Source organism: Phreatobacter sp. GW821-FHT04C01 (genome assembly GCF_059420385.1).
Genome location: NZ_JBWKTP010000009.1, coordinates 257,323 through 281,746, shown reverse-complemented (window position 1 = coordinate 281,746; position 24,424 = coordinate 257,323). Strand labels below are relative to the sequence as shown.

Below are 24,424 nucleotides of genomic sequence, written 5' to 3'. Positions count from 1 at the left end.
CCCATGACCTCCTCCGTTCTCACCTGGTCGACCGACAGCCTGCCGGTGCGCGAGCGTTTCGACTTCTGGCGCGAGGAGCGCGGTCGGCGGCTCAGCGGCGTCACCATCGAATTGCCGCCGGAGCGGCGCTCCGCCTTCCGGGGCGAGATCGCGGTCCAGGCGCTGGGCGGCGCGACGCTCGCCGAGATGCGCGCTTCCGCCTATGTCATCAGCCGCACGCCTGCCGACATCGCCCGCGTCGCCGCCAACAGCCTGGTCATTTCGCATCAGATCGCCGGTCCCGGCTGGTGCGAGACGCCGGCGGGCCGCTTCGAGGTCAAGGCCGGCATGATGGGCGTCGGCTATTCGGAAATGCCCTATTCGGGGATCCCGAGCTCGCAGTCCGACTTCCACTTCCGTGTCCTGCAGATCCCGCTATCGGGCGACGCGCTGCTGGCTCGCCGGTCGCGCGACCTGTTCAGGACGCCGCTGGCGACCGACCAGCGTTATGCCAGGCTGCTCGCGGCATCGTTCCGGTCCCTGGTCGACAATGCCGGGCATTTCGCCGGCGCCGAGGCCGACGACGCGGTCGGCGGTCTCGCCCAATTGGCCTTGCTCGCGGCGGGCGCGGCGGGCGCAGGCACGCCGGAGAGCCGCTGGGCCCTGAAAAACGCTTATCTGCACGCGGCCCGGCGCCTCGTTCGGGACAATCTGCATCGTCCCGAATTGTCGGTCGATCTGGTGGCGACGCGGCTGGGCGTTTCCGTCCGGCAGGTCCATCTGCTGTTCGAGCCGACGGGCGTGAGCCTGCACCGGACGATCATGGCCATGCGGATCGCCGAGGCCTGCCGGCTGCTGCTGGAGATGCCCAACCGGCCGGTCGCCGCTATTGCCTTTGCCTGCGGTTTCGACAGCCTCGCCACCTTCTACCGCACCTTCCGGACGGTCGCGGGGACGACGCCCAACGACTACCGCTGGGCCCTCATGGCGGCGGAGCCGGAGCGGGCCGTGGGCGGCCCCGCCCGTGGCGGGGCTTGAGCGCGCCTATCGGCCGCCGCCGCGTGCGGCTCTGGCGACCATGGCGACAATGGTCTCGAACAGCTCGCGCTGCGCTTCATCGGCGGTGATCTCGCCGGTGGCCGCGGCATGTGACAGCGCCTCGGCGGCACCGAGCATGGCCCAGAGGCCGGCGGAGGCAATGGCGCCGGTTCCGGCGAAGGGGGTGAGCACGGCGCGGCACTTCTCGATGAAAGCCACCTCGTAGTCGCGCTTGATCTTTTCGAGCTCGGGTGAACCGGCGAGCGCGGCGATCACGCCGGGGATTTCGCGGCCCTGCAGCAGCACGCAGCCGACATAGGACGCGGCGATGACCGTGGCGATGCCGGTCAGGCTCGGTTCGCTGGCCGCGAGCGCTGCGTCCATCAGCGCGGTCTGGCGCGCGTCGAACTCCTGATAAAGCGCCGCCAGCAGGCCGCCGCGCGTGCCGAAATGATCATAGACCACCGGCTTGGTGACGTCGGACTGCTCGGCGAGCCGGCCGAGCGTCAAGGCCTCGGTTCCCTCGTCGCGGACCAGCCGCCAGGCGACGTCGAGGAGCTGGCGATGACGCTCCTGCCTGGCCAGCCGGCGACGCGGCTGATGCGCCGGGGGTTGATCACGGGTGGTGCTTGACATGGTTATATACCAAACGTAACTTACAAAAAGTATATAACGCTGGTCCTTCCCCCGCAATCCACCGCCAGGAGTTTCCGCCATGCACGCGCTCATCGTGGTCGCCCATCCCGAGCCGGGCTCGCTCAGTCACGGCGTCGCCGCCGGAATAGCCGAAGGGCTGTCGCTCTCCGGCGCCGGCCATTCCTTCGACATCGCCGACCTGACGGCGGAGGCCTTCGATCCGCGCTTCGGCATGGCCGATCTCGCCGTCCACCGCCGGCAGGCGCCGCCGCCCGCCGATGTCGCCGCCGAGCAGGCGCGGATCGATCGCGCCGATGCCCTGGTGCTGGTCTATCCGGTCTATTGGTGGTCGATGCCTGGCCTGCTCAAGGGCTGGATCGACCGGGTCTTCGCCAATGGCTGGGCCTTCGACTTCCGGCCGGATGTCCCGCTGGAGAAGAAGCTCGGGCGCTTGCGGGTGCACCTCGTCGGCATTGGTGGCGCCGATGCGGCAACCTATGCACGGCACGGCTATGCCGGCGCGATGACGACGCAGATCGATCACGGCATCTTCGACTATTGCGGCGCCTGTGTCGCGACATCCGCGCTGATGCTCGATTCCGAAGCGCAGGATCCGGCGATCCACCTCGCGGCGGCGCATGCCATCGGCCGCGACCTGTTCGACGGTGCGGCGCGCTGCGAGGCCAGGCGCGCGGCATGAGCTCGTTCCGATGACGCGGCCGGCGGGCCGGGCCGGGCCCGGCGTTCGACCATGGCGGGGAGCGCCGCCGGCACCCCAATTTTCCTCATGGCTCAGCCCAGTTATCATCGTTTGCCAGAGCCTGGCTGGGGTCATAGACGGCTGACGGGTCATTGAAGCTCTGGAGGTTGTCTTGGTCTCACGCCTGTTTCCCCGCATGGCCGCCGGCGTCCTCGCCGTGGCGCTCGGCCACGTTGCCCCTGCCCATGCCGACCCCGCGCGGGATGCGCAGGTCAGGCAAGTGGTCGATGTCGCGATGAAGCCCGTCATCGAGGAGTTCGGCATTCCCGGACTGGCGGTGGCCGTGACGATCGGCGGCCAGCGCCACTTCTTCGACTACGGCCTGGCCTCGCGGCAGCCGCGGGCCGCCGTCAGCCGGGACACGCTGTTCGAGCTCGGCTCGATCAGCAAGACGTTCACGGCGACGCTGGCCACCTCGGCCGAGATCGCCGGCAAGCTCTCGCTCGCCGGCCGGATCGGCGACTATCTGCCGGAACTCGCAGGCAGCGCGCTCGGCGGCGTCCGGGTGCTCGACCTCGCCACCCATACCGCCGGCGGCTTCCCGCTGCAGATGCCCGACGAGGTGCGCAATCACGACCAGATGATGACCTATTTCCGCAATTGGCAGCCCCGCTTCGCCGCCGGCACCCAGCGCACCTATGCCAATCCGAGCATCGGCCTGCTCGGCATGGTCGCGGCCAGGAGCATGGGGCAAAGTTTCGAGGGCCTGATGGAGCGCCGGCTGTTCCCGGATCTCGGCCTGCGCCGGACCTATATCACGGTCCCGGCCGACCAGATGAAGTCCTATGCCTGGGGCCATACGGCCGCCGGCGCGCCGGTCCGGGTCGGTCCCGGCATGCTCGCCGCGGAAGCCTACGGGGTAAAGTCGAACGCCGTCGACATGATCCGCTTCGTCGAGTTGAATATGGGCATCGGCCAGGTGCCGGAGGCGACCGGCCGGGCTCTGATGGCGACCCATGCCGGCTATTACCGGGCCGGACCCTATGTCCAGGATCTGGTCTGGGAGCAATATTCCTATCCCGCCGGTCTCGCCGACCTCGTCGCGGGCAATGCGCCGGCGGTCAACCGCAATCCGGTGCCGGTCAGCCGGATCGAGCCGCCCATGCCGCCGCGCCAGGACGTGCTGATCAACAAGACCGGCTCGACCAACGGCTTCGGCGCCTATGTCGCCTATATTCCGGCCCGGCGCATCGGCATCGTCATGCTCGCCAACAAGAACTATCCCAACGAGGCGCGGGTGCGCGCCGCCTTCGCCGTGCTGTCGCGGCTCGCGGAGTAGCCCGGTGCGCCAGGTCGCGGCCGGCGCTCAAGGGGGCCGGCCGGCGTCCCGCGCCCATCACGGTGTCGGCCTCGTCCGGCGCCGGCCCGGAACGCCCCTGGCGCAAGCCGGGGGCGGATCATTTGACGACCTTCACCTCGATCGTGTTGTTGTCGCCGAGGGTGACATTGATCTCGGTGAAGGACCCATAGGCGGTCTCGACGCCATCGATCGACACGCGGCCGTCGAGATTGACCACGACCACCCGCGTGCCGAGCTTCAGCCGGGTCGCCGTGCCGTTCTGCTCGACATCCGAATTGCGCGGGGCGCTGCCGCTGGCGAAGACATTGATCTTCTTGCCATTGACCGTCGACGACGAGATCAGCGTCGGCCCGAACGGATTGCAGGCGGCGAGGCCTGCGGCGAGCGCGATCACCGCGATGAAGTTCCGGCGCGAATGCGTGATGGGCTGAGGTCCCGACATGTCCCGTCTCCGGCAGCGCGTTGAGCGATCCAACGCTTCTGGGGACATTCTGGAGCAAAGCGGGCGGGGCGGAATTGCGGGGTATTGCGTGGGGTTGCGAGGAGTGGTGGCAAGGTCGACGGCAGCGGAACAGGACGCCGCCATCGACCGTATCGTGCTCACGAGGGAACACGCATCCCGCCCCGCAGGCGACGCCTGGGGCCGAAGAGAGACATGCCCGTCACGGCAATCAACCCTCCAGCAACACCTCGCTCACCTCATCCGAAAACCGCTTCTTCCGCCCCGCCAGCACGACGCCCTCCGGATCATCAGGATCCGGGGTCGCGCGGGGCATGCCGTGGTCGAGGAGGGCGCGGGCGCAGCCGATCCAGTCGCCGTCATCGACCGGCTGGTTGAGCGAAGCCCAGGAGAGCGTGCCCGAGGCGTTGTCGCCGAAGCCGTGCTCCTCGGTCCAGCTGGCGCCGTGTTCGAGCAGGAAGCGGGTGAGCGCGGCATTGCCGCGAAACACCGCGAGATTGAGGGCGGAGGCGTTCCAGTCGCCGCCCTTGGTCTCGATCGGCCAGCCGAGCTCGACCATCAGGCGGGCGCCGGCATCGCCGCCCTCCGCCGCCATCTCGGGCAGGAGGCGCAGTTGCGCCGCCGACAGCGAAGCCGGCAGATCGGGCCGCCCGGCGGCGATGCGCCGGGCCTCGGTCGCGTCGCCGCGGGCGCAGGCGGCGACGAAGACCTCGTCTTCCGGCAGCGCGGTCCCGGCCCCCTTCGCGCGCAGCAGGTCGGCGACCTCCAGGAGGCCGAATTGCAACGCCAGCCGATAGGGCGTCAGCCCGTCCCGGGTCGTCGCCGTCAGATCGGCGCCGGCCGCGATCAGTGCCGCGACATGGGCCGGCGAGCGCCGCCGCCGGATCGCCCGGAGCAACGGCGAGCCGGTATGGGTGAGCGGCGCATTGCCGGCCGGCTCGTTGGCATTGCCGCCATGGCGGAGCAGCATTTCGAGCGGGGCGGGGTCGTTGAGATCGAGCGCCCGGTAGAGCGCGTTGGTGCCGGCGATGCGCGCGCCATGGTCCAGCAGCAGGCGGGTGCAGGCCGGATTTTCCAGCGAATGGTAGAGCGATTCGTTGTCATTGGGATCGGCGCCGGCCGCAAGCAGCATCGCGGTCAGCGCGGCGTCGCGGTTGTTGCCGGCGGCGCCATAAAGCGCCGAGAGCGGATAGTCCGGATCCGGCTTGTCGAGCGAGGCCGGCGGCCAGCGGCTGTCGATCCGCTGGTTCGGGTCGGCGCCGGCGGCGAGCAGCACCTGCGCGCAGGCGTGCAGGCGGTCGCGAAAGGCGTCGAGCTGGACGAGGCTCGACTGGGTGACGGCGACCAGCGGCGGCAGGTTCAAGGGACCGCCCGGCCGGTTGATCCAGGCCGGGTCGGCCTGGATCGCCCGGCGCAGCGCGGCATCGTCGCCGACGGCGCAGGCCAGATAGGGGCTTTCCGCGCCGAGGCCGGGGTTCTCGGCGAGCACGCGGGCGGCGACCCGCGGATTGGCGCGGTTGGTCGTGCCGGCGACATCGCCGGAATAGACCAGGCCGAGCCAGCGCCGGACCAGCGCCGCGCGCTCGCCGGAGGCTACGGCTTGAACCTCGACATAACCTTTCAGGTCGACCCAGGAGAGAAAACCGTGCTCGCGCGCCAGGCACGACTGGGCGTCATGCAGGCGAAGGCCGAGGGCCGATAGGGCGGCATCGCTCAGGCCGGCGGCCGCGGGCAGGCTCTCGCGGAAGCGCGAAACGGCCCCGGCGTCGCCGGCGCGGTAGAGCCGGATCAGCTCCTTGGCCTGCTTTTTCAGGTGGTCGAGATTGAGCTTGGGGGAATAGCGATCGGGCGCGCTGGTCATCGGAAAACCTCCGTGCTTCACATCGCCGACGGTCCGCAAAACCGGCTGCACAAAGGTTTGGAGTGCTCACTGGAAGCAGCAAGTGGGTTCAACCCTTCCCGCGGACCCGGGTGCGGCTTGCTCCGCGCCGGCAAAATAGGGTGGGTCGTTGCGGCGGTCAATCCGGGGCTCGGGTCGAAATTTTTGATGGCCGTCGCATGTCGGTCGGTCGGAATCACGCCCGTCTGAACATGCCCGGCGTCATGCCATGCATAGCGCGGAAGGTGCGCGAGAGATGGCTCTGGTCGGCGAAACCGGCGGCGAAGGCGGCGTCGGCGAGGCTCGCGCCGTCCGCGATCAGCTGGTTGGCACGCCGGAGCCGGCGGTCGCGGATGAAGGCCGCGGGCGTCAGGCCGGCCACTTTCTTGAAGTCCCGGATCACCTGGAAGCGGGTGACGCCGGCAGCCAAGGCGAGCCGCCGCAGGTCGAGCTCGGATGCGAGGCTGGCTTCGATCACCTGTTCGTAGAGCGCGAGCCGGCGTCGCGATCCCGAGCCCTCGATCGGCTCCGGCCGGCCGTCGCCGCCATGACGCAGGATCAGCTGGCGCAGCGCGACCAGCATGGAGGTCTCGGCGCCGGTCGCGTCCGCAGCGGTCGAGCCCAGATGCGCCGCGCCGAGCGCCGCGGCGAGGTCGCGATCGGCGATGACCTCGCGGGCGAACAGCGGCGCGCCGTCGCGCCCGAGTTCGGCCGAGATCGCGCTCATCAGCTCGATCGAGGGATAAAAGGTCCGGTAGGCCCAGCCGCCATCGGCGCCGGCCTCGCCGTCATGCCATTCTTCCGGATTGACCACGAGGACCGAGCCGGTCGGCGCGACCAGGCTGCGGTTGCCGACGCCGACGCGCTCGCAGCCGTCGGTGATCAGGGCGATGACATAGGTCGGGTGGGTGTGCCGGTCATAGCGGTGCCGGCGGAAGCGCGCCTTGAGCAGGCCGAGGTCGCGGAAGCGCGGATGGCGCCAGAACTCGGTCCTTTCCTCTGCCGTATCGATCATCATCCCGGTCAATCTGGTTCAAGACGGCCGCCGGTCGGGCGCCCTAAGTCTCAGGCGAGCTGTTCCCGAACGAGCCAGGCTGAGCCAGCCAGGCAGGAGACGACCATGCGCCATAATGACCCCGTCGCCGCCATCACGCCAGAGGTGATCGCCTGGCGCCACCAGATCCACGCGCATCCCGAGCTCGGCTTTCAGGAGCACGAGACCGCGCGTTTCGTCGCCGCGCAGCTCAGATCCTTCGGCCTGGAGGTGCATGAGGGCATCGGCGGCACCGGCGTGGTCGGCGTGCTTCGGAGCGGTGCGGGCAAGCGTGCCATCGCGCTGCGGGCCGAGCTCGACGCCCTGCCGGTGACCGAACGCACGGGCCTCGCCTATGCCTCCACCAAGGACGGCGTCATGCATGCCTGCGGCCATGACGGCCACACCGCCATGCTGCTCGGCGCGGCCAGGCTGCTCAGCCAGCAGCCGGATTTCGACGGCACCGTGCATTTCGTGTTCCAGCCGGCGGAGGAGAACGAAGGCGGCAGCATGCGCATGATCGAGGCTGGTCTGTTCGAGCGTTTCCCGGTCGAGGCGGTCTATGCCGTGCACAACTGGCCGGGGCTGGCCTTCGGCACGATCGCCACGCGGGTCGGCGCGCAAATGGCGGCGGTCGACAATTTCGAGCTCCGGTTCAGCGGCACCGGCGCCCATGTCGCCATGCCGCATCTCGGCGACGATCCGATCCTGGCGGCCGGCGCCTTCATCGGCGCGGTACAGCGCATCGTCAGCCGGGCGGTCGATCCGCAGGTGCCGCTGGTGGTCAGCCTGACCCAGGTCCATGGCGGCAATGTCGGCAATATCGTGCCGGGCGAGGTCTGGCTGCAGGGCACCTGCCGCTTCTTCGATCCGGCGCTGTCCGACACATGCGAAAGGCTGATCGGCGAGATCGCCCAGGGCATCGCCGCGGCCCATGGGGTCACGAGCAAGCTCGACTACAAGCGCGGCTATCCGCCGTTGATCAACACGCCGGAGGCGGTGGCGGTGGCCGCCGCGGCGGCGGCATCGGCTGTCGGCCCCGACCAGGTTTCGACCGCGTTCAGCCCGAGCCTCGGCTGCGAGGATTTCGCCTATATGGTCCGCGCCGCCGGCGGCTCCTATGCCTGGATCGGCGCCGGCCCGGTCGGGCCGGGGGAGGGCCTGCACGGCAACCGCTACGTCTTCAACGACGCCATCGTGCCGATCGTCCTGCGCTACTGGGTCAACCTGGTCGAGCAGGCCCTGCCGAAGGTCCCGGCATCATGAACGGGGCCAATCGCCAGGTCATCGGGAGCCGGCGCGGCGGTCGTGTCGTCCTGGATGGCGCCGACGTGATCATGCTCGGCGCCAACGACTATCTCGGCCTGTCCATTGATGAGCGGGTGCTGGCGGCGACCCGCGCGGCGCTCGGGCGCTACGGCACCGGCACGGGCATCTACCCGGTCTTCGCCACCACGCCGCTGCACGAGGCGCTGCGCCAGGAGCTCGCGGCGTTTCTCGGGGTCGAGGCGGTGGCGCTGTTCTCGTCGGGCGGGGCGGCCAATGCCGGCGTGCTGACGACTTTGGTCGAGGCCGGCGACATCATCATCTCGGACCGGCTCAACCATGCCAGCATCATCGACGGCTGCCGGCTGAGCCGCGCCGATGTGCTCGCCTATGGCAATCGCGACGTCGACGCCCTGCGGGAGGCGCTGGTCAAGGCCGGGCCGGCCCGGCGCAAGCTCGTCGTCACCGACGGCATTTTCAGCATGGAAGGCGGCGCTGCGCCGCTCGCCGAGATCCACGCCCTGGCGCGGCAGCACGACGCCCTGCTGGTCGTCGACGAGGCGCATGCGCTCGGCGTCGTCGGCCCGGAGGGGCGCGGCACGGCGCCGCTCGCGGGCATCCCCAATGGCGCGCCCGGCCTGGTGCTGACCGGCTCGCTGTCCAAGGCCATGGGCGGCGCCAGCGGCGGTTTCGTCGCCGGTTCGCAGGCGGTGATCGACGCCATCGTCGCGCGCTGCCGCAGTTGGATCTTCACCATGGGCCTGACCACGGCCAATGCCGCGAGCGCACTGGCGGCGCTCGAGATCTGCCGGACCGACGCCGCGCCGCGCGAACGTCTCTGGGCCAATCTCGATCATGTCCGGGCGGCGTTCCGCTTTTACGGACTTGCCTGTCTCGACAGCGACAGCGCGATCACCGCGTTGAAGATGGGTGACGAGGAGCGGGCGCGCCGGGTGAGCGAGGCCCTGCGCGCGGCCGGGGTCTATGCCCCGGCGGTGACCTTTCCGATCGTCGCGCGCGGCGAGGCGCGGCTGCGCATCCAGGTCAGCGCGGCCCACACGACAAGCGATCTCGACGAGGCGGCGGCCGCGCTCGCGGCGGTCATGGCCGACGACCGGCCGTGAGCCGCAGAAGGGCGATCCGACGATGAGGCAGATCCTGGTCTATGGCGACAGCGTCACCTGGGGCATCGGCACGAAACCGCTGCGGCGGTCTCTGCACCACGCTCGGCCATCCTTCGAGGCTCGCAAGAGCGAGCACCTCAGGATGAGGAATGTGGAGAGCTGCATCAGCGACAGTGCAGAACGCACGACGCCGGCGACGCCTCGTGAGCAACGCTGATGCAGCTCATTTCCGATCCTCATCCTGAGGTGCTCGCTCTTGCGAGCCTCGAAAGACGGCCGACCTGGATGCAGGTCTCCGTCATCGCCCGAATGTCCGACGCGACATCAGGTCGCCATCATCCCTGGATGAGCGCCTTCGTCTATATCCTGCGCTGCGCGGACGGTTCCTATTATGTCGGCTCGACACGCGGAGACGATGTGGCGCGCCGTGTCTCCGAGCACCAGGGCGGGCTGCTGCCGGGCTATACATCCAGACGCCGTCCGGTCGTGCTGGTCTGGGCCGGCCATTTTCCCCGCATCGTCGACGCGATCGCCTTCGAGCGACAGGTCAAGGGCTGGCGACGGGCAAAGAAGGAAGCTTTGATCGAAGGCGAGTTGGAGCGCCTCCCGATGCTCGCTTCTCGGCTTCATCCGCAAACATGAACGGCTGAGGGGCTGGGTCCCGCTTGCGTGAAGGACCGTTCTTCCCCCCACCCGCCTCAGCTCGCGCTGGCGACCACGATGAGGCGGCGCACTTCGCCGCGCAGATAGGCCTGCAGGAAGCGGTTGTAGTCCCTGAAGGAAATGCAGCCGTTGGAATCGCCGCGCGGCCCGAGCATGTAGGTATGGGCGAGCAGGCCGGCGCGGCCGTGAATGGCGCGGCTGCCGCCGACCGGATTGAGCCGCAGCGCCCGCACGCCGTGGAACAGGCTCTCGCGCTCGGTCAGGTCATAGGTATGCGGCGGGGTTGCGCCGTGCATGCGGACATGGACGTGACGCGGGTCGTCCATCTTGTCGCCGAGGCCGGAATGGGCCTCCAGCCGCTCGCCATTCGGCAGGTAGACCGTGCGGGCGGTGATGTCATAGACGGCCGTGCCGGGGGCAACGACCGGCCCGGGGCCGGGCATGAAGCCGCCGAGCAGGCGGCCGCTGCCGCCGCCGCGCACCGGCGCCGTGCCGGCATCGTCGGAGGGCGCATAGGCCAGCACCGGACCGGCGGCCGGACGCTGTTGCTGACCGAAGAAGCGCTCGAAGAAGGAGCGATTGTCCACCGGGGCCGCAGGCGCCGCCGGCAGGCTGGCCGTGCGGGTGCGCCGCGACGGCTGCGGGCTCGCCACCCGCTGGCGTTCCGGCGCGGTCGAGGCGAGCAGTTCCGGCGGACGCGGCACCGGCATGGGCGCGCCGAGCACCAGCCGGTTGCGCGGCTGCGGCACCGGCACCGGCTGATCGTCGTCGATGTCCTCGGGCACGGTGGGCAGGGCGGCGAGCACGGTCGGCGCGCTGTCCGGCTCGGCGGCCTGGGTGCCGAGGCTCGCCTGGACGATCGGAACCTGCCCGGGTTCGAGCACCGGGATGGGCAGGCCGGCGACAGCCGTCTGGGCCGGCGCGAGGGGGCGCAGGCTCGCCTGAAGCGGCGCGCTGGAGCCGATCGGACGCGGCGCGGGGGCGGACCAGGAGGCCGGGTCGAGCAGGCCGTCATAACGGTCGATCGCCGCGAAGCCCGCCGGCAGAGCGGGGTCGAGCAGCGGGTCGAGCCGCGGGTTGCGGTGGCGGGCCGGGGCGAGGCTCGCCGTGCCCCACATCAGGGCCGGCGCGGAGATGCGTGGTGCCGGGCGATCCGGACCGCCGGTGACAAGCAAGGCATGGTCATGGTGCGGCCGCAGGGCGACGCCGACGACGCCGGCCGCGACGGCGAGCCCGAGCGTGGCGCCGAGCCAGGCGAGCCGCGGCAAGCGGCCCCGGGTCTCGGGATGGCGGGAGCGCGAATCCAGGCCAGGCGGCCGACGGGTGGTGTTACGCATACGTCGCGCTCTCGGGATACTCGGATACTCCTTCCCCGACCGACACGCGCCAGCCATCGCTCCGCCGGGCTCGCCAAAACGAGCCGGGCGGACCGCCTCGGACCGGTCCTCGGTGCAGGGAAGCCCTAATGACGTTCAGCTTCCATAAGGCGCGCGTCTGGTTAATCCGGGGTGAATCGAAATCATCTTTTTTGCTTGCAATCGCGGCCTTGCCGCCAGGCCCTCGGCGTGAGCGCCCGGTCGTGCCGGGCGCCAATCATCCGAAGATCGCGGCGCTTTTTGGGCTTGCCTGTGGTCGAGATGCACCACAGGGCAGGGCTGCCGGGACTACTCTGGCGCGGCGACATAGGCGCGGACCGCCCGTCCGAGCCGTTCCGCCGCGGCGGTCAGCGCGCCGAGATCATGGCCGGCGAAACCGAGAATGAAGCCGTCGGGCGACGCCGGGAGCATGCGGGTTTCGGCCAGCAGCCAGGCCTCGATGCCGGCCCGTTCGCGGATCCTGGCGGCGGCCCCGGCGGGCAGGCCGGCCGGCAACCTGGCGAGCAGGTGCAGCCCCTGCTGCGGCACGACGATGTCGAGCAGGTCGCCCGCGGTCCGGCGCAGCGTTTCGGCAACCGCGTCGCGGGCGACGCGGTAGCGCATGCGCATGCGCCGGGTGTGGGCGGCCAGCGCTCCGTCGGCGAGAAGCTCGGCGACCGCGCCCTCGGTCAGGCTCGGCGGGAACCGGTCGAAGGCGGCGCGGGCGGCGACGACCGGCTCCACGGCGGCCGCCGGCAGCACGACATAGGCGAGCCGCAGGCCGGCGAACAGCATCTTCGAAAAGGTGCCGAAATAGATGATCCGGTCGCTGCCGCCGAGGCCGGCGAGCGCCGTCAGCGGCGGTCCGGCGTAACGGAACTCGTTGTCGTAATCGTCCTCGAACACCCAGGCCTGCGCGGCGCGGGCCCAGTCCAGCAGCTGGATCCGCCGCCCCATGCTCATGGTGACGCCGGCCGGAAACTGGTTCGACGGCGTGACATAGGCCGCGGCCGCCGTGGCCGCCTGCCGGCGGCCGGCCGCGACGTCGAGCCCTTCGCCGTCGACCGGCACGGGCACCAGCCGCGCGCCCGCGGCCGCCAGCGTCCGCCGGGCCACGGGGTAGCCGGGATCCTCCATCCAGACGGCATCGCCGGGCCGCAGCAGCGCTTCCATGCACAGGCGCAGGCCCTGCTGGACCCCGCTGACCACCAGGATGTGGCTGGGGTCGCACAGGATGCCCCTGCTGGCCGCGAGCTGCGCGGCGATCTGGCGGCGCAGCGCCTCGCTGCCGCGTGGATCGCCGTAACCGAGCTCGGCGCCGGTCGCCGCGGTTATGCGCCGGCGCATGACGCCGGCCAGCCGCCGCATCAGGATCGGGTCGGCGCTGGTCTGGCCGAGCGCGAAGGCGCCGCGCCGGGTCTCCGCCACCTTGTGGGGCAGGGCCTCGGGCATGGCGGAGCGCCGCGGCAGGCGCGCGGCGACAAAGGTGCCGGCGCCCTGGCGCATCTCGACCAGGCCGTCGCTCTCCAGATGCTCGAAGGCGACCACGATGGCGTTGCGCCGGATGCCGAGCTGGTCGGCCAGCGCCCGGCTCGACGGCAAGCGGAGGCCGGCGGCCAGGCGGCCGTCGAGGATCGCCGAACGGAGGCTGGCATGGACCTGCCGCGCCTGGTTGCCGGCAGCGCGATCGAGCTGGAGCGGAATCTCCAGGGCTTCGCGGCGTCGCTTCGAAGTGGTTGGCACGAATATTCTCGGATTGGTCCTCGCGCCAACCACTTTCGCCGTGCGACGCCTCTTTATCAACCGTTGGAGGTCAAGATGCTGGACGAGACCGCGCAGAGCTACCCGATCGACCGGACCAACCGTGTGAAGCGGCGGCACGACCGCGGCTTCTACGATCACGCGACGGTCCACGCCCTGCTGGATGCGGCCGCCTTGTGCCACGTGTCCTATGTCGTGGACGGGCAGCCCTATTGCACGCCCACCCTGTTCTGGCGCGAGGACAGCCGGCTCTACTGGCACGGCAGCAGCGCCAGCCGCATGCTGCGCAACCAGTCCGAGGGCGAGCCGGCCTGCCTCACCGTCACCCATCTGGACAGCCTGGTGCTGGCACGCTGCGGCTTCAACCATTCCGCCGATTATCGCTCGGTCATGGCCTTCGGGCGTGCGCGGCTGGTCGAGGATGCCGAGGAGAAGCGGCGTGCCCTGGTCATGATGGTCGACCGGTTCTTCCCCGGCCGGACCGCCGGGCTCCGGCAGAGCACCCGGCAGGAGATCAAGGCGACGGCGGTCGTCATGATGGATATCGAGCGCGCCTCGGCGAAGATCCGCGCCAAGGGCGTCGCCGACGACGACGAGGACTATGCCTTGCCCATCTATGCCGAGCGCCTGCCGGTCAGCACCGTGATCGGCGCGCCCGAGCCCTGTCCGCGGCTGCTCGCCGACGTCACGCGTCCGGCGACGCTGGGCGGCTACCGGGGCGGGCGGCTGCTGGAGGAGGCCCTGGTGGAAGCCTATGCGGCGGCCTATGGCTGACGGCGCGGGCGGTCAGGGCCATGCCCGCGCTCGCCGGATGGTTGGCGGCGCTGGCCGGCTGGTTCAGGGACTGGCTGGCGCGGCTCGACGGCGGGGGGCCGCCGCCGACGCCGCCGAGCCCCGGTTAGGTCGGTGCGAGGAAGTCGTGGGTTCCTGGGATGGGTCTGGTCGAGACGGACAGAGTGTCCGATGGCCGCTCTGTCCGTCTCGGTCGGGCCCCTCCTTGATATCCAAGACTTGAGCCATATTTCCGCGGCGAGCCGGAGCGTCTCGCCATCCCGCCCTATTTCTTCTCGACGTTCCAGAACAGCATGACCGGCGCGGTCAGCACGCCCGAAATATTGGTCCGCCTGGCATAGGGCTGGTCGAACTGGCCGAGCACCCGGTAAGGCTGCATCTCGGCGAGCCGCCGGTGCAGCGCCTCGACCGCGCTCTTGCGCGCGGCGTCATCCGTCGCATCGACCACCGCGCCGCGCAGACGCTCGGCCTCGGCATCGCAGGGCCAGCCGGCCCATGCGCGCTCGCAGCCCATATTGGTGCCGATATTGGTCATCGGCGACTGCATGGTCGCGCCCGAGGCATAGGTAACGAACAGGTTCCAGCCGCCCTGGTCGGGCGCGCCGCGGTTCTGCTGGCGTGTGGTCACCGTGCCCCAGTCGGAGAACTGGACGTCGACATTGAAGCCGACCTTTTTCAGCGCGTCGGCGGTCACCTCGGCCATGCGGCCGATCGCGGCGATGTCGTTGCTGGTGGTCAGCACCAGGCGCTCGCCATGATAGCCGCTCTCGCGCAGCAGCCGGCGGGCGGTGTCGAGATCGGGCCTGGCGTAACCCTCGGTGCCGGCCTCGGTGCCGTTGGGGCCGCCGCAGACGAAATAGGCGTTGCAGCGGCGCCAGAACTGCTCGTCGCCGAAACCGCCGGCGAGGAAATCGGCCTGGTCGGTGGCATAGGCGAGCGCAAGCCGCGCCTTGGGATTGTTGAACGGCGGGTAGAGGTGGTTCGGCCGCAGCATGACCTGGTTGGCGAGGTTGGAATAACGCTCGACCCGGACGCTGCGATTGGCCGTGACGACGGGGATGAGGTCCTGGCTCGGCTGTTCCCATATGTCGATCTCGCCGGTCTGCAGCGCCGCCGCGGCGGTCGCCGGATCGGGCATGATCAGCCACTCGACCCGGTCGACCTTGACCACGCGGCCGCCGGCAAGCCCGTCGGCGGGTTCGCTGCGCGGCACGTAGTCGGGATTGCGGTCATAGACGACCTTGGCGCCGCTGCGCCATTCGGCCCGGTTGAAGCGGAACGGACCGCTGCCGATCGCCTCCGTGACCGGCTTCATCGGATCGCTCGAGGCATCGCTTTCACGCATGATCGCCGGGATCTGGCCGACCGCCGAGCCGAGCGCGAAAGGCACGAGGGCGAAGGGCCGCTTCAGCCGCAGCACGAAGGTGCGGTCGTCGGTCGCTTCCATCCGGTCGGTATATTCGCCGAGCTTGCCGCCAATGGTGTCGCGCGCCATCCAGCGCTTCAGCGAGGCGATGACGTCGCGGGTGGTGACCGGCTGGCCGTCGTGGAATTTGAGGCCGGGGCGCAGGGTGAAGGTCCAGGCCAAGCCGTCGGCCGAGGCCTGGAAGCTCTCGACCATTTGCGGCCGGGGCTGGAGGTTCGAGTCCCAGGCGAACAGCGTCTCATAGATCATCAGGCCGTGCATGCGGGTGATGACGATGGAGGCGGCGACCGGGTCGAGGGTCTTCAGGTCGGCATGGGGGGCGACGCGCAGCACGCGTTGCGGCGCCGGCTGGGCATGGGCCTGGACGGTGGCGAAGATCGATGCGGCGGCGAGGCTCAGGGCGACAAGACGGGGGCGGGTCAAGGCGTTTTCCTCATGCGATCCGATCGAATTCCAGTATTCGCGAACGGTCTTATGCGATCCGATCGAATTCCAGTATTCGCGAACGGTGGCTGGCCAGCAAGAGACTGCCGTCGGGCCGCAGCATCGCGCAGGGCCGGTGACGCCAGGGGCCGTGGCTGAGCTCGATCAGCGCGCGGGCGCCGGGCAAGGGTGTCAGCCCGGCCTCGATCCCCTGCGTGCCGGCGAAGGGCACCAGCGCCGTGCCGTCGTCGCGCAGAACCATCTCGCGGCCAGACCGGCGCGCGCGCCAGCGGCCGGTAAGCGCCGTGTCGAGGCGGGTTCCGCCGGGGACCCGCACAAGGCGACGCGCGACGCCGCCGAACCGCCCCTCCAGGACATCCGGGCCGGACTGCCTGAAGCGCATGTCGAGATAGGCCGGCAGGCTGGCAAAGCCGCCCGCGCCATCGGCGACGAGGCTTTCGAACCCGCCCATGAAGCTCAGCGCATCGGCCGATAGCTCGGCCCAATATGGCCCGTCTTCGGCCGTGAAGAGGCCTGGCGCGAGGCCGCGCGGCGGTGCGGGCAAGGGCGCTGCGGCAAGGCTCGCGAGGATCCGGAGCGCCGGTCCGAGCGCGTCCTCCTCGCGATTGGTCAGCACCACGACACCGGCGCCGAGCGACGGCGCGATCAGCATGTGGTTGCGATAGCCGGGCAGCGAGCCGCCATGGCCGATCCAGACGAGGTCGCCGAGCTCGCCGCAAACGAGCCCGAGCCGGTAGCGGCTTTGGCCGCCGTCGACGAAAGGCCGGGGTGCGGTCAGCCGGTCCAGCATGCCGGCCAGCGGGCCGTGGCCGGACAGCAAGGCGGCCCCCCAGCCGGCGAGCGCGGCGGCGCTCGCCACCATGCCGCCGGAGGCCGAGAAGTGGAAACCGTAGCGGCCGCGCCGCCATGCCGCGCCGTCGCGCCAATAGCCGTTCGACAGCCCGGCGACCAGTTCGGTCTCGTCCTGGACGAAGCGGATGCCGAGGCCGAGTTCACCCATCAACGCGGCGACGGCCTGCGCATAGGGCATGCCGAGGCGGCGGCTCAGGATGATCTGGGCCAGGCGCCATCCGGTGTTGGAATAGGCCATCTCGGTGCCCGGCGCGGCATTGAGGGCAGGCAGTCCGAGGGCGCGGCCGGAGAGCTCGGTTTCGCCGAGACCCGTGGTGAAGGGCACGCCGTCCTGCCAGAGCAGCTCCATCATGTCGGGCAGCGCCCCGGTCATGTCGAGGGCGCGGCCGAGCGGAACATGGCCGACCGCCGGCGAAGCATCGGCCAGGAGGCTGCCGAGCGGTGCGTCGAGCGGCACGCCGGCCCGCAGCAGGAGCACCGCCAGCATGTGCTTGCTGATCGAGGCCAGGCGATGGTTGGTCGCGGCCGTAAACGGCACGCCATGCTCGACGACGGCAAGGCCGCCGGCGCTCTGCTCGCGCAGGCCGTGGTGGTCGAACAGCGCGACGGCGCCGCCGGGGCCGCTCCTGCCGGACCAGCGGCCGGTGATGTCGGCGGCTTCCACCCGTGCTCTTGCCCAATCCAGCATTTGCGGCCGGCATCCTGATCCGTTGCGGAGAACGAACCTTAGCGAGCGTCCCATGGGTGCGTCGAGACGGGGGGCGGGCAGGGCAGCACCGACCGGAGGCGGCGTCCCGCGCGATCGGCGGGGGAAGGGCTGATGCCGCAATTGCGGGCTTCTCCCGGCGTGCTATTGGAACGACAATGCTGCACTGCCTTGGTTCGGCGAAAAATGATGTGCGTGCCTGTGGGAGCCGGGAGATGAAGAGGCCTGTTGTCGGCGTGATCGGGAATTCCGCCCTCGTCGACAATCGTTTCACCGTGCAGCTGGTCGGCGAGCGAAACCTCAGGGCGGTCGCCGAGGTCGCCGGCGCCCTGCCGCTGATGTTTGCCGGCGTGCCCGAGATCACCGATATCGGCGCCCTGCTCGACGTGGTCGACGGCGTGCTGTTGACCGGCGCGCGCGCCAATGTCCATCCGACCCATTTCCGCGCCGAGCCCAATCCCCGGCACGAACCCTATGACCAGCCGCGCGACGCCATGGCGCTGGCGCTGGCGGAAGCCTGCGTCGCCCGCGGCGTGCCGATCTTCGGCATCTGCCGCGGCTTTCAGGAAATGAACGTCGCCTTCGGCGGCTCGCTGCATCCGGAGATCCGCGAACTGCCCGGCCGGATGAATCACCGGATGCCGCGGCTGGAGACCGGCGAGGTGCATCCGGATCCAGCCGTGGTGTTCGCCGATCGCCACGACGTCGCGCTGGTGCCGGGCGGCGTCTTCGCCACCTTGCTCGGCCGCGAGACGATCCGGGTCAATTCGCTGCACGGCCAGGGCATTCTCGATCTCGGCGAGCGGGTGGTGGTCGAAGGCGTGGCGGAAGACGGCACGATCGAGGCGATCCGCATCGCCGATGCGCCGGGCTTCGCGCTCGGCGTGCAATGGCATGCCGAATATGACCCGCAGCGCAATCCGGTGAACCGGACGCTGTTCGAGGCCTTCGGCGCCGCGCTGCAGGGGCAGAGGCCGCCGATGGGCGCGGTCGCGTCGTCACGCGGCTGAGCGAGGCCCGGTTTCAGGGAGCGCTTGCTCGCTGCGCGCCGGCAAGCCGTCCATCCAGGCTCGTGCGAAAACCGCTGCCGCACTTCTCCCTGCCGGGGCGAAGGGGCGTGGTTGTCGCACGAGGTGTCGACGGACGGTCGAGGCTTGTGCCGGCCTCGTCACCTGGACGCTCCGGCCTCTGATCGACGCGCATTCTGCATTGGAATTGCGACTGACCGCCCGCACGCATCGCGTATTAAATTTAGACAATATCGATTGACTCGTCTAAATTTTATGACACTATCCCTCATAACGTTCTCAAAGAGATCGCCAGGGGGCATGTTGCAGCACAGTTTCAACCGATCGCGCGTTGCGGCCGCTGGCTGACGGCGAAGTCACCGACAACACCACAGGCAGGCTGCTCGCCATCGTGGCGCCAGGGCTCAACGCCCCGGTCGCTGACCGTGCGTGCCCATGCCTTCCTCCATCACCGCGAGATCGTCGACCGGCCCGACCGACGGGCCGGGGCGCCTCGCCATGACCGAACGACGACCGAACGACGGCGGAAACCGCCGCGGATCGCACCACAGGGGAATGTTCATGACCGTGCCTTCGCACCCCAAGCTTTCGCGCCGGGCCGCTGCCGGCCTCATCGCCGCCGCACCGCTCTCCGGGCTCTTCGGGCGTTCCGCCGCGGCCCAGGACGTGGTCAAGATCGGCGCGATCTTCCCGCTGACCGGCGCCAATTCGGTGTTCGGCAACCAGAACTACCAGGGCGTCGACATCGCGGTCGACATGATCAACGACGCCGGCGGCATCAACGGCCGCAAGATCAGCCTGTTCAAGGGCGACGGCCAGAGCCCGCAGGGCGCGATCAGCGAGACCAACCGGCTCGCTTCGCGCGAGGGCGTCGGCATCTTCGTCGGCAGTTCGACCAGCGCCGCCGGCATGGTCGCCAGCCAGGAGGCCGAACGCAATGGCGGCTTCTACTGGGAAGGCATGGCGGTCGCCAATTCCTATACCGAGCGTGGTTTCAAACATGCCTTCCGCATGGGCCTGAGTGCCTCCGGCCTCGGCCAGCCGGCACCGCTCTACACGGCGGAAGTGCTGGCGCCGCTCCTCAAGATCGAGCCGAAAAACCTCAAGGTCGCCGTTGTCGCCGAGGACTCGGCCTTCGGCGTCGACGTGTCCAAGGCGGCGATCGAACAGGCGGAAAAGCTCGGCATCAAAATAGCCTTCCGCGAGCTCTATTCGGCGCGCACCACCGATCTGTCGCCGCTGGTGCTGAAGCTCAGGTCGCTTTCGCCCGACGTCATCATCGCGACCCAGTTCATCAACGACGCCATCCTGCTGCAGCGGCAGATGAAGGAAATGAGCTATACGCCCAGGGCCTTTGTCGGCACCAGCGCCGGCCATTCGACGCTGTCCTTCGCCGAGGCGATCGGCAATGACGTCAACGGCATCTTCTCGTCGTCCTTTCCGCTGGAGGCCAATCCGGCCTCGCTGTCGGAGGGCGCGCGCGCCGACCTCACGGCCTTCGCCCGGCGCTACAAGGCCAAATACAATGTCGATCCGGCGGTGCAGGAATCGCTCGGCTTCGTCGTCGGCCTCTCGCTGATCCGCGACGTGATCGGCAAGGCGGCCTCGACCAAGGCCGAGGACCTGCGTGCGGCGGCGCTGAAGGCCGACGTGCCCGTGGGCGCCTATATCAACGGCTGGGGCATGAAGTTCGACGACAGGGGGCAGAACCAGCGTGCCTTCGGCAGCGTCGTGCAGTGGCAGGACAAGCGCATGATCCCGGTCTACCCGCAGGCCAGCAAGCTGAAGGAGCCGATCCTGGTGCCCCTGCCGGCCTGGAACGCCCGCTGAGGCGCGGCCCCGGCGCCGGCCGGTGCGCGAGCGCCGGCCGGGCTGGCCCCAAGGGACCCCTTTCATGGATATTTATGCTCAGCTGGCCCTGTCGGGCCTGTTCATCGGCGGCATCTACGCCCTGATCAGCGTCGGCCTGACGCTGGTGTTCGGCGTGCTCAGGGTGGTCAATTTCGCCCATGGCGAATATCTCACCATCGCGATGTTCCTCACCTATTTCCTGTTTCACCGGATGGGCATCGATCCCTTCCTGGCGAGCGCCGCCGTCGTCCCCTTCATGTTCCTGCTGGGACTGGTGACCGAGCGGCTCCTGATCCGCCCGACGCTGGATGCGCCGCATGTGGTCCAGGTCTTCGTTACCTTCGCCTTGTCGCTGTTTCTGCAAAACCTGCTGCTGGCGCTGTTCACCTCGGATTTCCGTACGGTCAGGACGGCCTATGCGACCGCCTCGTTCCAGATCGGGCCGCTCTACGTGTCCTGGCTGCGCCTCGCCATCTTCGTGGCGGCGATCGCGCTGGCCGTGGCGCTCGCCGCCTTCCTGAAATACAGCCGGATGGGCAGCGCCATCCGGGCGACAGCCCAGGACCGCCGCTCGGCCAGGCTGGTCGGCATCGATGTCGACCGGATCTATGCCGTCACCTTCGCGCTCGGCTGCGCGCTGGTCGGGGCCGCCGGCGTGCTGCTGGCGCCGCTGCTGCCGGTCAATCCCTATAGCGGCGCCGACATGATCCTGATCGCCTTCGTCATCGTGGTGCTCGGCGGCATGGGCAGCATCGCGGGCGCCGTGCTCGCCGGCCTGATGATCGGCGTGGTCGAATCCTTCTCCAGCTATTTCCTCGGTGGGGAGATGAAGCAGTTCGTCTATTTCGTCTGCTTCATGCTGATCCTCGCCTTCCGCCCGGCCGGCTTTTTCGGCCGCAAGGGCGCCGAAGTCATGGACGTCACATGAGTGCCGATATCATCCTCTCCGGTCCTGCCGCGCGCGCGCCGTCGCGCCTGGCGGGGGCCTGGCGGCCGCTCGCCGGCTTTGCCCTGCTGGCGGCGCTGCCGCTGGTCTTTTCCGACCCGTTCACGCTCGGCATGGTGACCCTGTCGTTCCTGGGGGCCGCCGCCTCGCTCGCCTGGAACCTCAGCGGCGGTTACGCCGGACAGCTGTCGCTAGGACACGCCGCCTTCTACGGCATCGGCGGCTATACCTCGACGCTCCTGTTCCTGAAGGCCGGCGTCAGCCCGCTGATCGGCATGTGGCTGGGGGCCGCGATCAGCGCGGCGGCGGCCGTCGTGCTCGGTGCCGTCACCATGCGGCTGAAGGGCTCGTTCTTCGTCATGTCGACGCTCGCCTTCGGCGCGGTGATCCATATCAGCGCGATCAACCTGCGCGACCTGACCGGCGGTTCGTCCGGCCTGTCGATCCCGCTGCAGCCGAGCGCGGCGAACCTGATCTTCGCCGACAAGATCGCCTATGCCTATGTGGCGCTCGGACTGGTGGCGGCCTATTACGCCGCGACGCGGCTGATCGCCGGCAGCAAGATCGGCTATTCCCTGGTGGCGTTCCGGGAAAACGACGACGCGGCGCGCGCCTTGGGGATCCGCACCTTGCCGCTCAGGATCGGGGTCTTCGCCCTGTCGGCGGCGATGATCAGCCTCTGCGGCACGTTCCACGCCCAATATTACCTCTATATCGACCCCGACAGCGTCGGCAGTCTCAACCTGTCGCTGAACTTCGCCCTGATGGCGATCGTCGGCGGCCTCGGCACCGCCTATGGCCCGATCCTCGGCGCGCTGATCGTCACGGCGGTGGCCGCCACCATGCAGGCCCATCTCGGCGACCAGATCTCGGGCCTGACCCAGCTCGCCTATGCGGTGATCGTCATCGCCGTGCTGCTCGCCGCGCCAGGCGGCCTCGGGCCGACGCTCGCCAAACTGCTGAAGCGGAGGCTCGCATGGCGACCCTGACGGCCCGCGGGCTGAACAAGAGCTTCGGCGGCCTGGCGGCCGTGCGCGGCGTCGGATTCGAGGCACGTCCCGGCAAGGTCCTGTCGATCATCGGCCCCAACGGCGCCGGCAAGACCACGGTGTTCAACCTCTTGACCGGCTTCATCACGCCGGATGCCGGCGAGGTGGCGCTGGACGGCCGCTCGATCGCGGGACTGGCGCCGGAAGCGCGCTGCCACGCGGGGCTGGTGCGGACCTTCCAGATCGTCCAGCCGTTCCGCGGCCTGAGCGTGCTCGACAACGTGGTGATGGGCGCCATGCTGCGCACCAATTCGATCGCCGCGGCGCGGGTTATCGCGCGCCGGGTGCTCGACGATCTCGGCATGGCGGCGCTGGCCGAGGCGCCGGCCGGCAGCCTGCCGATCGGCGACCGCAAGCGGCTGGAAATGGCCAAGGCGCTGGCGACCTCGCCGGGCGTCCTGCTGCTCGACGAGGTCATGGGCGGCCTGATCCCGATCGAGGTGAAACGGATGATCGCCTTCATCCAGGGCCTCAGGGACCGTGGCCTCGCGATCGTCGTCATCGAACATCACATGAGCGCGGTCATGCAATTGTCGGATCACATCCTGGTGCTGCAGAACGGCCAGCCGATCGCCGAGGGAACGCCGGCGGATATCGCGCGCGATCCGGTGGTGCTCGCGGCCTATCTCGGTCCGAAATTCGCGATGGCGGAGCACCGGCCATGCTGAGCATCCGCGACCTCAATGTCCGCTATGGCGACGTGCTGGCGCTCGAGCAGCTCACCTTCGACGTCGGCCCAGGCCAGATCATCGGCCTGGTCGGCGGCAACGGCGCCGGCAAGACCACCACGCTGTCGGCCATTTCGGGCCTGGTGAAGGGCCGGACCGGCGCGATCGAGCTCGACGGCCAGGACATCACCCGGCTCGCCGCCCATCAGATCGTCGAGCACGGCCTGATCCACGTGCCCGAGGGCCGCCGGCTGTTTCCCTTCATGACGGTCCAGGAAAACCTGGAGATCGGCGCCTATGGCAAGGCGGCCAGGGACAAGAAGAGCCGCCAGCTCGACGTCGTCTTCGCGCTGCTGCCGAAACTCGCCGAGCGCCGCCAGCAACTCGCCGGCACCTTGTCGGGCGGCGAGCAGCAGATGGTCGCCATCGGCCGCGGGCTGATGTCCTGTCCGCGCCTCCTGATGCTGGACGAGCCGACGCTGGGCCTGGCGCCCATGCTGGTCGAGGATATCTTCACCCTGGTCAGGACGATCCGGGACAGCGGCGTACCGGTGCTCATCGTCGAGCAGCAGGTCGTCCACGTGCTCGAATGCGCCGACTATGCCTATGTGCTGGAAAGCGGGCGCTGCGCGATGCAGGGCCTGGGACACACCCTTCTTCAAGATGATGGATTGCGCCGTGCCTATCTCGGACTCTGACCTGAGCGCGCAGCAGATCGACAGCAAGGAACGGCGCAAGCAATTGCGTATCGGCCGGCGCCGATCCGAGATCCTCGATGCCGCCAAACAGGTGTTCCTGGCGCATGACTTCGCCGCGGTGACGATCGACGAGATCGCCGAGGCCGCGGGCTTTTCGCGCGCCACCATCTATCTGTATTTCAAGAGCAAGCAGGAGGTTTATACCGGCGTCCTGCTGCGCGACCTCGACCGGATGATCAGCGGCCTGACGGAGGCGTTGAACCGGACCGACACGGTGCGCAACAACCTCTACCGGATGTCGACCTCCTATATGAATTTCTTCCGGATCCATCCGGAATATTTCACCACGCTGTCGTTCTTCTTCTTTCCGGGACGCAAGGAGAGCCTGCCCGAAGAGGCGGCGCAGACCATCGAGAACCGGCTGGCCGACGGCATTTCGGCGATCGAGGAAGCGATCCGGCTGGGCATCGAGCGCGGCGAGGCGCGGCCGGTCGACGCGCGCGCGGCGACGCTGTCGCTGTGGGGCCAGTGGATGGGCAATGCCTATCTCGCCATTACCGGTCACACCGCCATCTACGAACGCACCATCGAGCAGGTCTATGCCGACGGCATCGAGATCTTCCTCGAAGGCCTGACCATTCGACAGCACGGATGAGCCGCAGCTGAAGCATCCGCGCTAGCGCCGACCCGACCTTCCATTCGCCTTGGCA

At 69.3% G+C, this 24,424-nt stretch carries 23 protein-coding genes; 14 read left to right on the top strand and 9 right to left on the bottom strand.

All coding sequences use genetic code 11. The annotated features are described in order from the left end of the window. Nucleotides 1–3: 3 nt before the first annotated feature. Complete coding sequence (locus tag AC07WJ_RS28825; RefSeq protein ID WP_494938144.1) at nt 4–1,017, top strand: helix-turn-helix domain-containing protein; 1,014 nt, start codon at nt 4–6, stop codon at nt 1,015–1,017. Between the two features lie 6 nt (nt 1,018–1,023). On the opposite strand, the gene AC07WJ_RS28820 is transcribed toward AC07WJ_RS28825, so the two are convergent. Then, nucleotides 1,024–1,653, bottom strand: a complete 630-nt coding sequence (locus tag AC07WJ_RS28820; RefSeq protein WP_494938143.1) for a TetR/AcrR family transcriptional regulator — start codon at nt 1,651–1,653, stop codon at nt 1,024–1,026. 79 nt (nt 1,654–1,732) lie between these two features. Between AC07WJ_RS28820 and AC07WJ_RS28815 the strand changes: the two genes are divergently transcribed. Beyond that, on the top strand, nt 1,733–2,353 hold the full coding sequence (locus AC07WJ_RS28815) for an NAD(P)H-dependent oxidoreductase (RefSeq protein ID WP_494938142.1): 621 nt from the start codon (nt 1,733–1,735) through the stop codon (nt 2,351–2,353). A gap of 196 nt (nt 2,354–2,549) precedes the next feature. Continuing rightward, nucleotides 2,550–3,692, top strand: coding sequence for a class C beta-lactamase (ampC, locus tag AC07WJ_RS28810; RefSeq protein ID WP_494938215.1), 1,143 nt, complete (start codon nt 2,550–2,552; stop codon nt 3,690–3,692). A gap of 118 nt (nt 3,693–3,810) precedes the next feature. On the opposite strand, the gene AC07WJ_RS28805 is transcribed toward ampC, so the two are convergent. The 3 genes from AC07WJ_RS28805 to AC07WJ_RS28795 all read right to left on the bottom strand — a co-directional run bounded on the left by AC07WJ_RS28805 (nt 3,811) and on the right by AC07WJ_RS28795 (nt 7,067). Then, nucleotides 3,811–4,155 (bottom strand): hypothetical protein, encoded by a 345-nt coding sequence (locus tag AC07WJ_RS28805; RefSeq protein WP_494938141.1) that lies wholly within the window; start codon nt 4,153–4,155, stop codon nt 3,811–3,813. 229 nt (nt 4,156–4,384) lie between these two features. Next, nucleotides 4,385–6,034 (bottom strand): ankyrin repeat domain-containing protein, encoded by a 1,650-nt coding sequence (locus AC07WJ_RS28800; RefSeq protein WP_494938140.1) that lies wholly within the window; start codon nt 6,032–6,034, stop codon nt 4,385–4,387. 214 nt (nt 6,035–6,248) lie between these two features. Then, the gene (locus tag AC07WJ_RS28795; protein ID WP_494938139.1) at nt 6,249–7,067 is read right to left on the bottom strand and encodes an AraC family transcriptional regulator; all 819 of its coding nucleotides are present in this window, start codon (nt 7,065–7,067) and stop codon (nt 6,249–6,251) included. 105 nt (nt 7,068–7,172) lie between these two features. On the opposite strand from AC07WJ_RS28795, the gene AC07WJ_RS28790 reads away from it, so the two are divergent. From AC07WJ_RS28790 to AC07WJ_RS28780, 3 genes are all read left to right on the top strand, one after another. Beyond that, a complete protein-coding gene (locus AC07WJ_RS28790; RefSeq protein ID WP_494938138.1) occupies nt 7,173–8,351 on the top strand; it encodes a M20 aminoacylase family protein in 1,179 nt (392 codons plus the stop codon). Next, nucleotides 8,348–9,475, top strand: a complete 1,128-nt coding sequence (locus AC07WJ_RS28785; protein ID WP_494938137.1) for an aminotransferase class I/II-fold pyridoxal phosphate-dependent enzyme — start codon at nt 8,348–8,350, stop codon at nt 9,473–9,475. Before AC07WJ_RS28790 ends, AC07WJ_RS28785 begins: the two co-directional genes overlap by 4 nt. Before the next feature lie 216 nt (nt 9,476–9,691). Then, complete coding sequence (locus tag AC07WJ_RS28780; protein ID WP_494938136.1) at nt 9,692–10,117, top strand: GIY-YIG nuclease family protein; 426 nt, start codon at nt 9,692–9,694, stop codon at nt 10,115–10,117. Nucleotides 10,118–10,173: 56 nt separating this feature from the next. Here the strand turns inward: AC07WJ_RS28780 and AC07WJ_RS28775 are convergent, their stop codons facing one another. Continuing rightward, nucleotides 10,174–11,475, bottom strand: coding sequence for a DUF2778 domain-containing protein (locus AC07WJ_RS28775; protein ID WP_494938135.1), 1,302 nt, complete (start codon nt 11,473–11,475; stop codon nt 10,174–10,176). Nucleotides 11,476–11,802: 327 nt separating this feature from the next. Further along, on the bottom strand, nt 11,803–13,236 hold the full coding sequence (gene pdxR, locus AC07WJ_RS28770; RefSeq protein WP_494938134.1) for a MocR-like pyridoxine biosynthesis transcription factor PdxR: 1,434 nt from the start codon (nt 13,234–13,236) through the stop codon (nt 11,803–11,805). Between the two features lie 75 nt (nt 13,237–13,311). Here pdxR and AC07WJ_RS28765 point away from each other — a divergent pair, with 75 nt between their 5' ends. Further along, nucleotides 13,312–14,028 (top strand): pyridoxamine 5'-phosphate oxidase family protein, encoded by a 717-nt coding sequence (locus tag AC07WJ_RS28765; protein WP_494938133.1) that lies wholly within the window; start codon nt 13,312–13,314, stop codon nt 14,026–14,028. A 283-nt stretch (nt 14,029–14,311) separates the two neighbouring features. Here AC07WJ_RS28765 and AC07WJ_RS28760 read toward each other — a convergent pair whose 3' ends face one another. Then, on the bottom strand, nt 14,312–15,895 hold the full coding sequence (locus AC07WJ_RS28760; RefSeq protein ID WP_494938132.1) for an ABC transporter substrate-binding protein: 1,584 nt from the start codon (nt 15,893–15,895) through the stop codon (nt 14,312–14,314). A 49-nt stretch (nt 15,896–15,944) separates the two neighbouring features. Further along, nucleotides 15,945–17,456 carry a serine hydrolase domain-containing protein gene (locus tag AC07WJ_RS28755; RefSeq protein ID WP_494938131.1) on the bottom strand — a complete coding sequence of 504 codons (1,512 nt, stop codon included), beginning with the start codon at nt 17,454–17,456 and terminating at the stop codon, nt 15,945–15,947. 233 nt (nt 17,457–17,689) lie between these two features. On the opposite strand from AC07WJ_RS28755, the gene AC07WJ_RS28750 reads away from it, so the two are divergent. Then, on the top strand, nt 17,690–18,484 hold the full coding sequence (locus tag AC07WJ_RS28750) for a gamma-glutamyl-gamma-aminobutyrate hydrolase family protein (RefSeq protein ID WP_494938130.1): 795 nt from the start codon (nt 17,690–17,692) through the stop codon (nt 18,482–18,484). A gap of 422 nt (nt 18,485–18,906) precedes the next feature. On the opposite strand, the gene AC07WJ_RS28745 is transcribed toward AC07WJ_RS28750, so the two are convergent. Then, on the bottom strand, nt 18,907–19,065 hold the full coding sequence (locus AC07WJ_RS28745) for a hypothetical protein (protein ID WP_494938129.1): 159 nt from the start codon (nt 19,063–19,065) through the stop codon (nt 18,907–18,909). Here AC07WJ_RS28745 and AC07WJ_RS28740 point away from each other — a divergent pair. The 6 genes from AC07WJ_RS28740 (at nt 19,064) to AC07WJ_RS28715 (ending at nt 24,369) form a co-directional block, all read left to right on the top strand. Then, nucleotides 19,064–20,332, top strand: a complete 1,269-nt coding sequence (locus AC07WJ_RS28740; protein WP_494938128.1) for an ABC transporter substrate-binding protein — start codon at nt 19,064–19,066, stop codon at nt 20,330–20,332. The genes AC07WJ_RS28745 and AC07WJ_RS28740 overlap by 2 nt on opposite strands. A 64-nt stretch (nt 20,333–20,396) precedes the next feature. Beyond that, nucleotides 20,397–21,281, top strand: coding sequence for a branched-chain amino acid ABC transporter permease (locus AC07WJ_RS28735; RefSeq protein ID WP_494938127.1), 885 nt, complete (start codon nt 20,397–20,399; stop codon nt 21,279–21,281). Further along, on the top strand, nt 21,278–22,288 hold the full coding sequence (locus AC07WJ_RS28730; protein WP_494938126.1) for a branched-chain amino acid ABC transporter permease: 1,011 nt from the start codon (nt 21,278–21,280) through the stop codon (nt 22,286–22,288). The genes AC07WJ_RS28735 and AC07WJ_RS28730 overlap by 4 nt, the downstream gene beginning before the upstream one ends. Continuing rightward, complete coding sequence (locus AC07WJ_RS28725) at nt 22,276–23,016, top strand: ABC transporter ATP-binding protein (protein WP_494938125.1); 741 nt, start codon at nt 22,276–22,278, stop codon at nt 23,014–23,016. Before AC07WJ_RS28730 ends, AC07WJ_RS28725 begins: the two co-directional genes overlap by 13 nt. Continuing rightward, nucleotides 23,010–23,714 (top strand): ABC transporter ATP-binding protein, encoded by a 705-nt coding sequence (locus AC07WJ_RS28720; RefSeq protein ID WP_494938124.1) that lies wholly within the window; start codon nt 23,010–23,012, stop codon nt 23,712–23,714. The genes AC07WJ_RS28725 and AC07WJ_RS28720 overlap by 7 nt, the downstream gene beginning before the upstream one ends. Next, complete coding sequence (locus AC07WJ_RS28715; protein WP_494938123.1) at nt 23,695–24,369, top strand: TetR/AcrR family transcriptional regulator; 675 nt, start codon at nt 23,695–23,697, stop codon at nt 24,367–24,369. Before AC07WJ_RS28720 ends, AC07WJ_RS28715 begins: the two co-directional genes overlap by 20 nt. Nucleotides 24,370–24,424 lie beyond the last annotated feature (55 nt).

Excerpts from the sequence above, each read along its gene's own strand:
- AC07WJ_RS28725 (WP_494938125.1), top strand. The coding sequence starts at position 22,276 with ATGGCGACCCTGACGGCCCGCGGGCTGAACAAGAGCTTCGGCGGCCTG.
- AC07WJ_RS28750 (WP_494938130.1), top strand. The coding sequence starts at position 17,690 with ATGAAGAGGCCTGTTGTCGGCGTGATCGGGAATTCCGCCCTCGTCGAC.
- AC07WJ_RS28730 (WP_494938126.1), top strand. The coding sequence starts at position 21,278 with ATGAGTGCCGATATCATCCTCTCCGGTCCTGCCGCGCGCGCGCCGTCG.
- AC07WJ_RS28755 (WP_494938131.1), bottom strand. The coding sequence starts at position 17,456 with ATGCTGGATTGGGCAAGAGCACGGGTGGAAGCCGCCGACATCACCGGC.
- AC07WJ_RS28815 (WP_494938142.1), top strand. The coding sequence starts at position 1,733 with ATGCACGCGCTCATCGTGGTCGCCCATCCCGAGCCGGGCTCGCTCAGT.
- AC07WJ_RS28820 (WP_494938143.1), bottom strand. The coding sequence starts at position 1,653 with ATGTCAAGCACCACCCGTGATCAACCCCCGGCGCATCAGCCGCGTCGC.
- AC07WJ_RS28805 (WP_494938141.1), bottom strand. The coding sequence starts at position 4,155 with ATGTCGGGACCTCAGCCCATCACGCATTCGCGCCGGAACTTCATCGCG.
- AC07WJ_RS28795 (WP_494938139.1), bottom strand. The coding sequence starts at position 7,067 with ATGATCGATACGGCAGAGGAAAGGACCGAGTTCTGGCGCCATCCGCGC.
- AC07WJ_RS28785 (WP_494938137.1), top strand. The coding sequence starts at position 8,348 with ATGAACGGGGCCAATCGCCAGGTCATCGGGAGCCGGCGCGGCGGTCGT.
- AC07WJ_RS28765 (WP_494938133.1), top strand. The coding sequence starts at position 13,312 with ATGCTGGACGAGACCGCGCAGAGCTACCCGATCGACCGGACCAACCGT.
- AC07WJ_RS28800 (WP_494938140.1), bottom strand. The coding sequence starts at position 6,034 with ATGACCAGCGCGCCCGATCGCTATTCCCCCAAGCTCAATCTCGACCAC.
- AC07WJ_RS28740 (WP_494938128.1), top strand. The coding sequence starts at position 19,064 with ATGACCGTGCCTTCGCACCCCAAGCTTTCGCGCCGGGCCGCTGCCGGC.
- AC07WJ_RS28720 (WP_494938124.1), top strand. The coding sequence starts at position 23,010 with ATGCTGAGCATCCGCGACCTCAATGTCCGCTATGGCGACGTGCTGGCG.
- AC07WJ_RS28735 (WP_494938127.1), top strand. The coding sequence starts at position 20,397 with ATGGATATTTATGCTCAGCTGGCCCTGTCGGGCCTGTTCATCGGCGGC.
- AC07WJ_RS28790 (WP_494938138.1), top strand. The coding sequence starts at position 7,173 with ATGCGCCATAATGACCCCGTCGCCGCCATCACGCCAGAGGTGATCGCC.
- AC07WJ_RS28775 (WP_494938135.1), bottom strand. The coding sequence starts at position 11,475 with ATGCGTAACACCACCCGTCGGCCGCCTGGCCTGGATTCGCGCTCCCGC.
- AC07WJ_RS28780 (WP_494938136.1), top strand. The coding sequence starts at position 9,692 with ATGCAGCTCATTTCCGATCCTCATCCTGAGGTGCTCGCTCTTGCGAGC.
- AC07WJ_RS28745 (WP_494938129.1), bottom strand. The coding sequence starts at position 19,065 with ATGAACATTCCCCTGTGGTGCGATCCGCGGCGGTTTCCGCCGTCGTTC.
- AC07WJ_RS28825 (WP_494938144.1), top strand. The coding sequence starts at position 4 with ATGACCTCCTCCGTTCTCACCTGGTCGACCGACAGCCTGCCGGTGCGC.
- ampC (WP_494938215.1), top strand. The coding sequence starts at position 2,550 with ATGGCCGCCGGCGTCCTCGCCGTGGCGCTCGGCCACGTTGCCCCTGCC.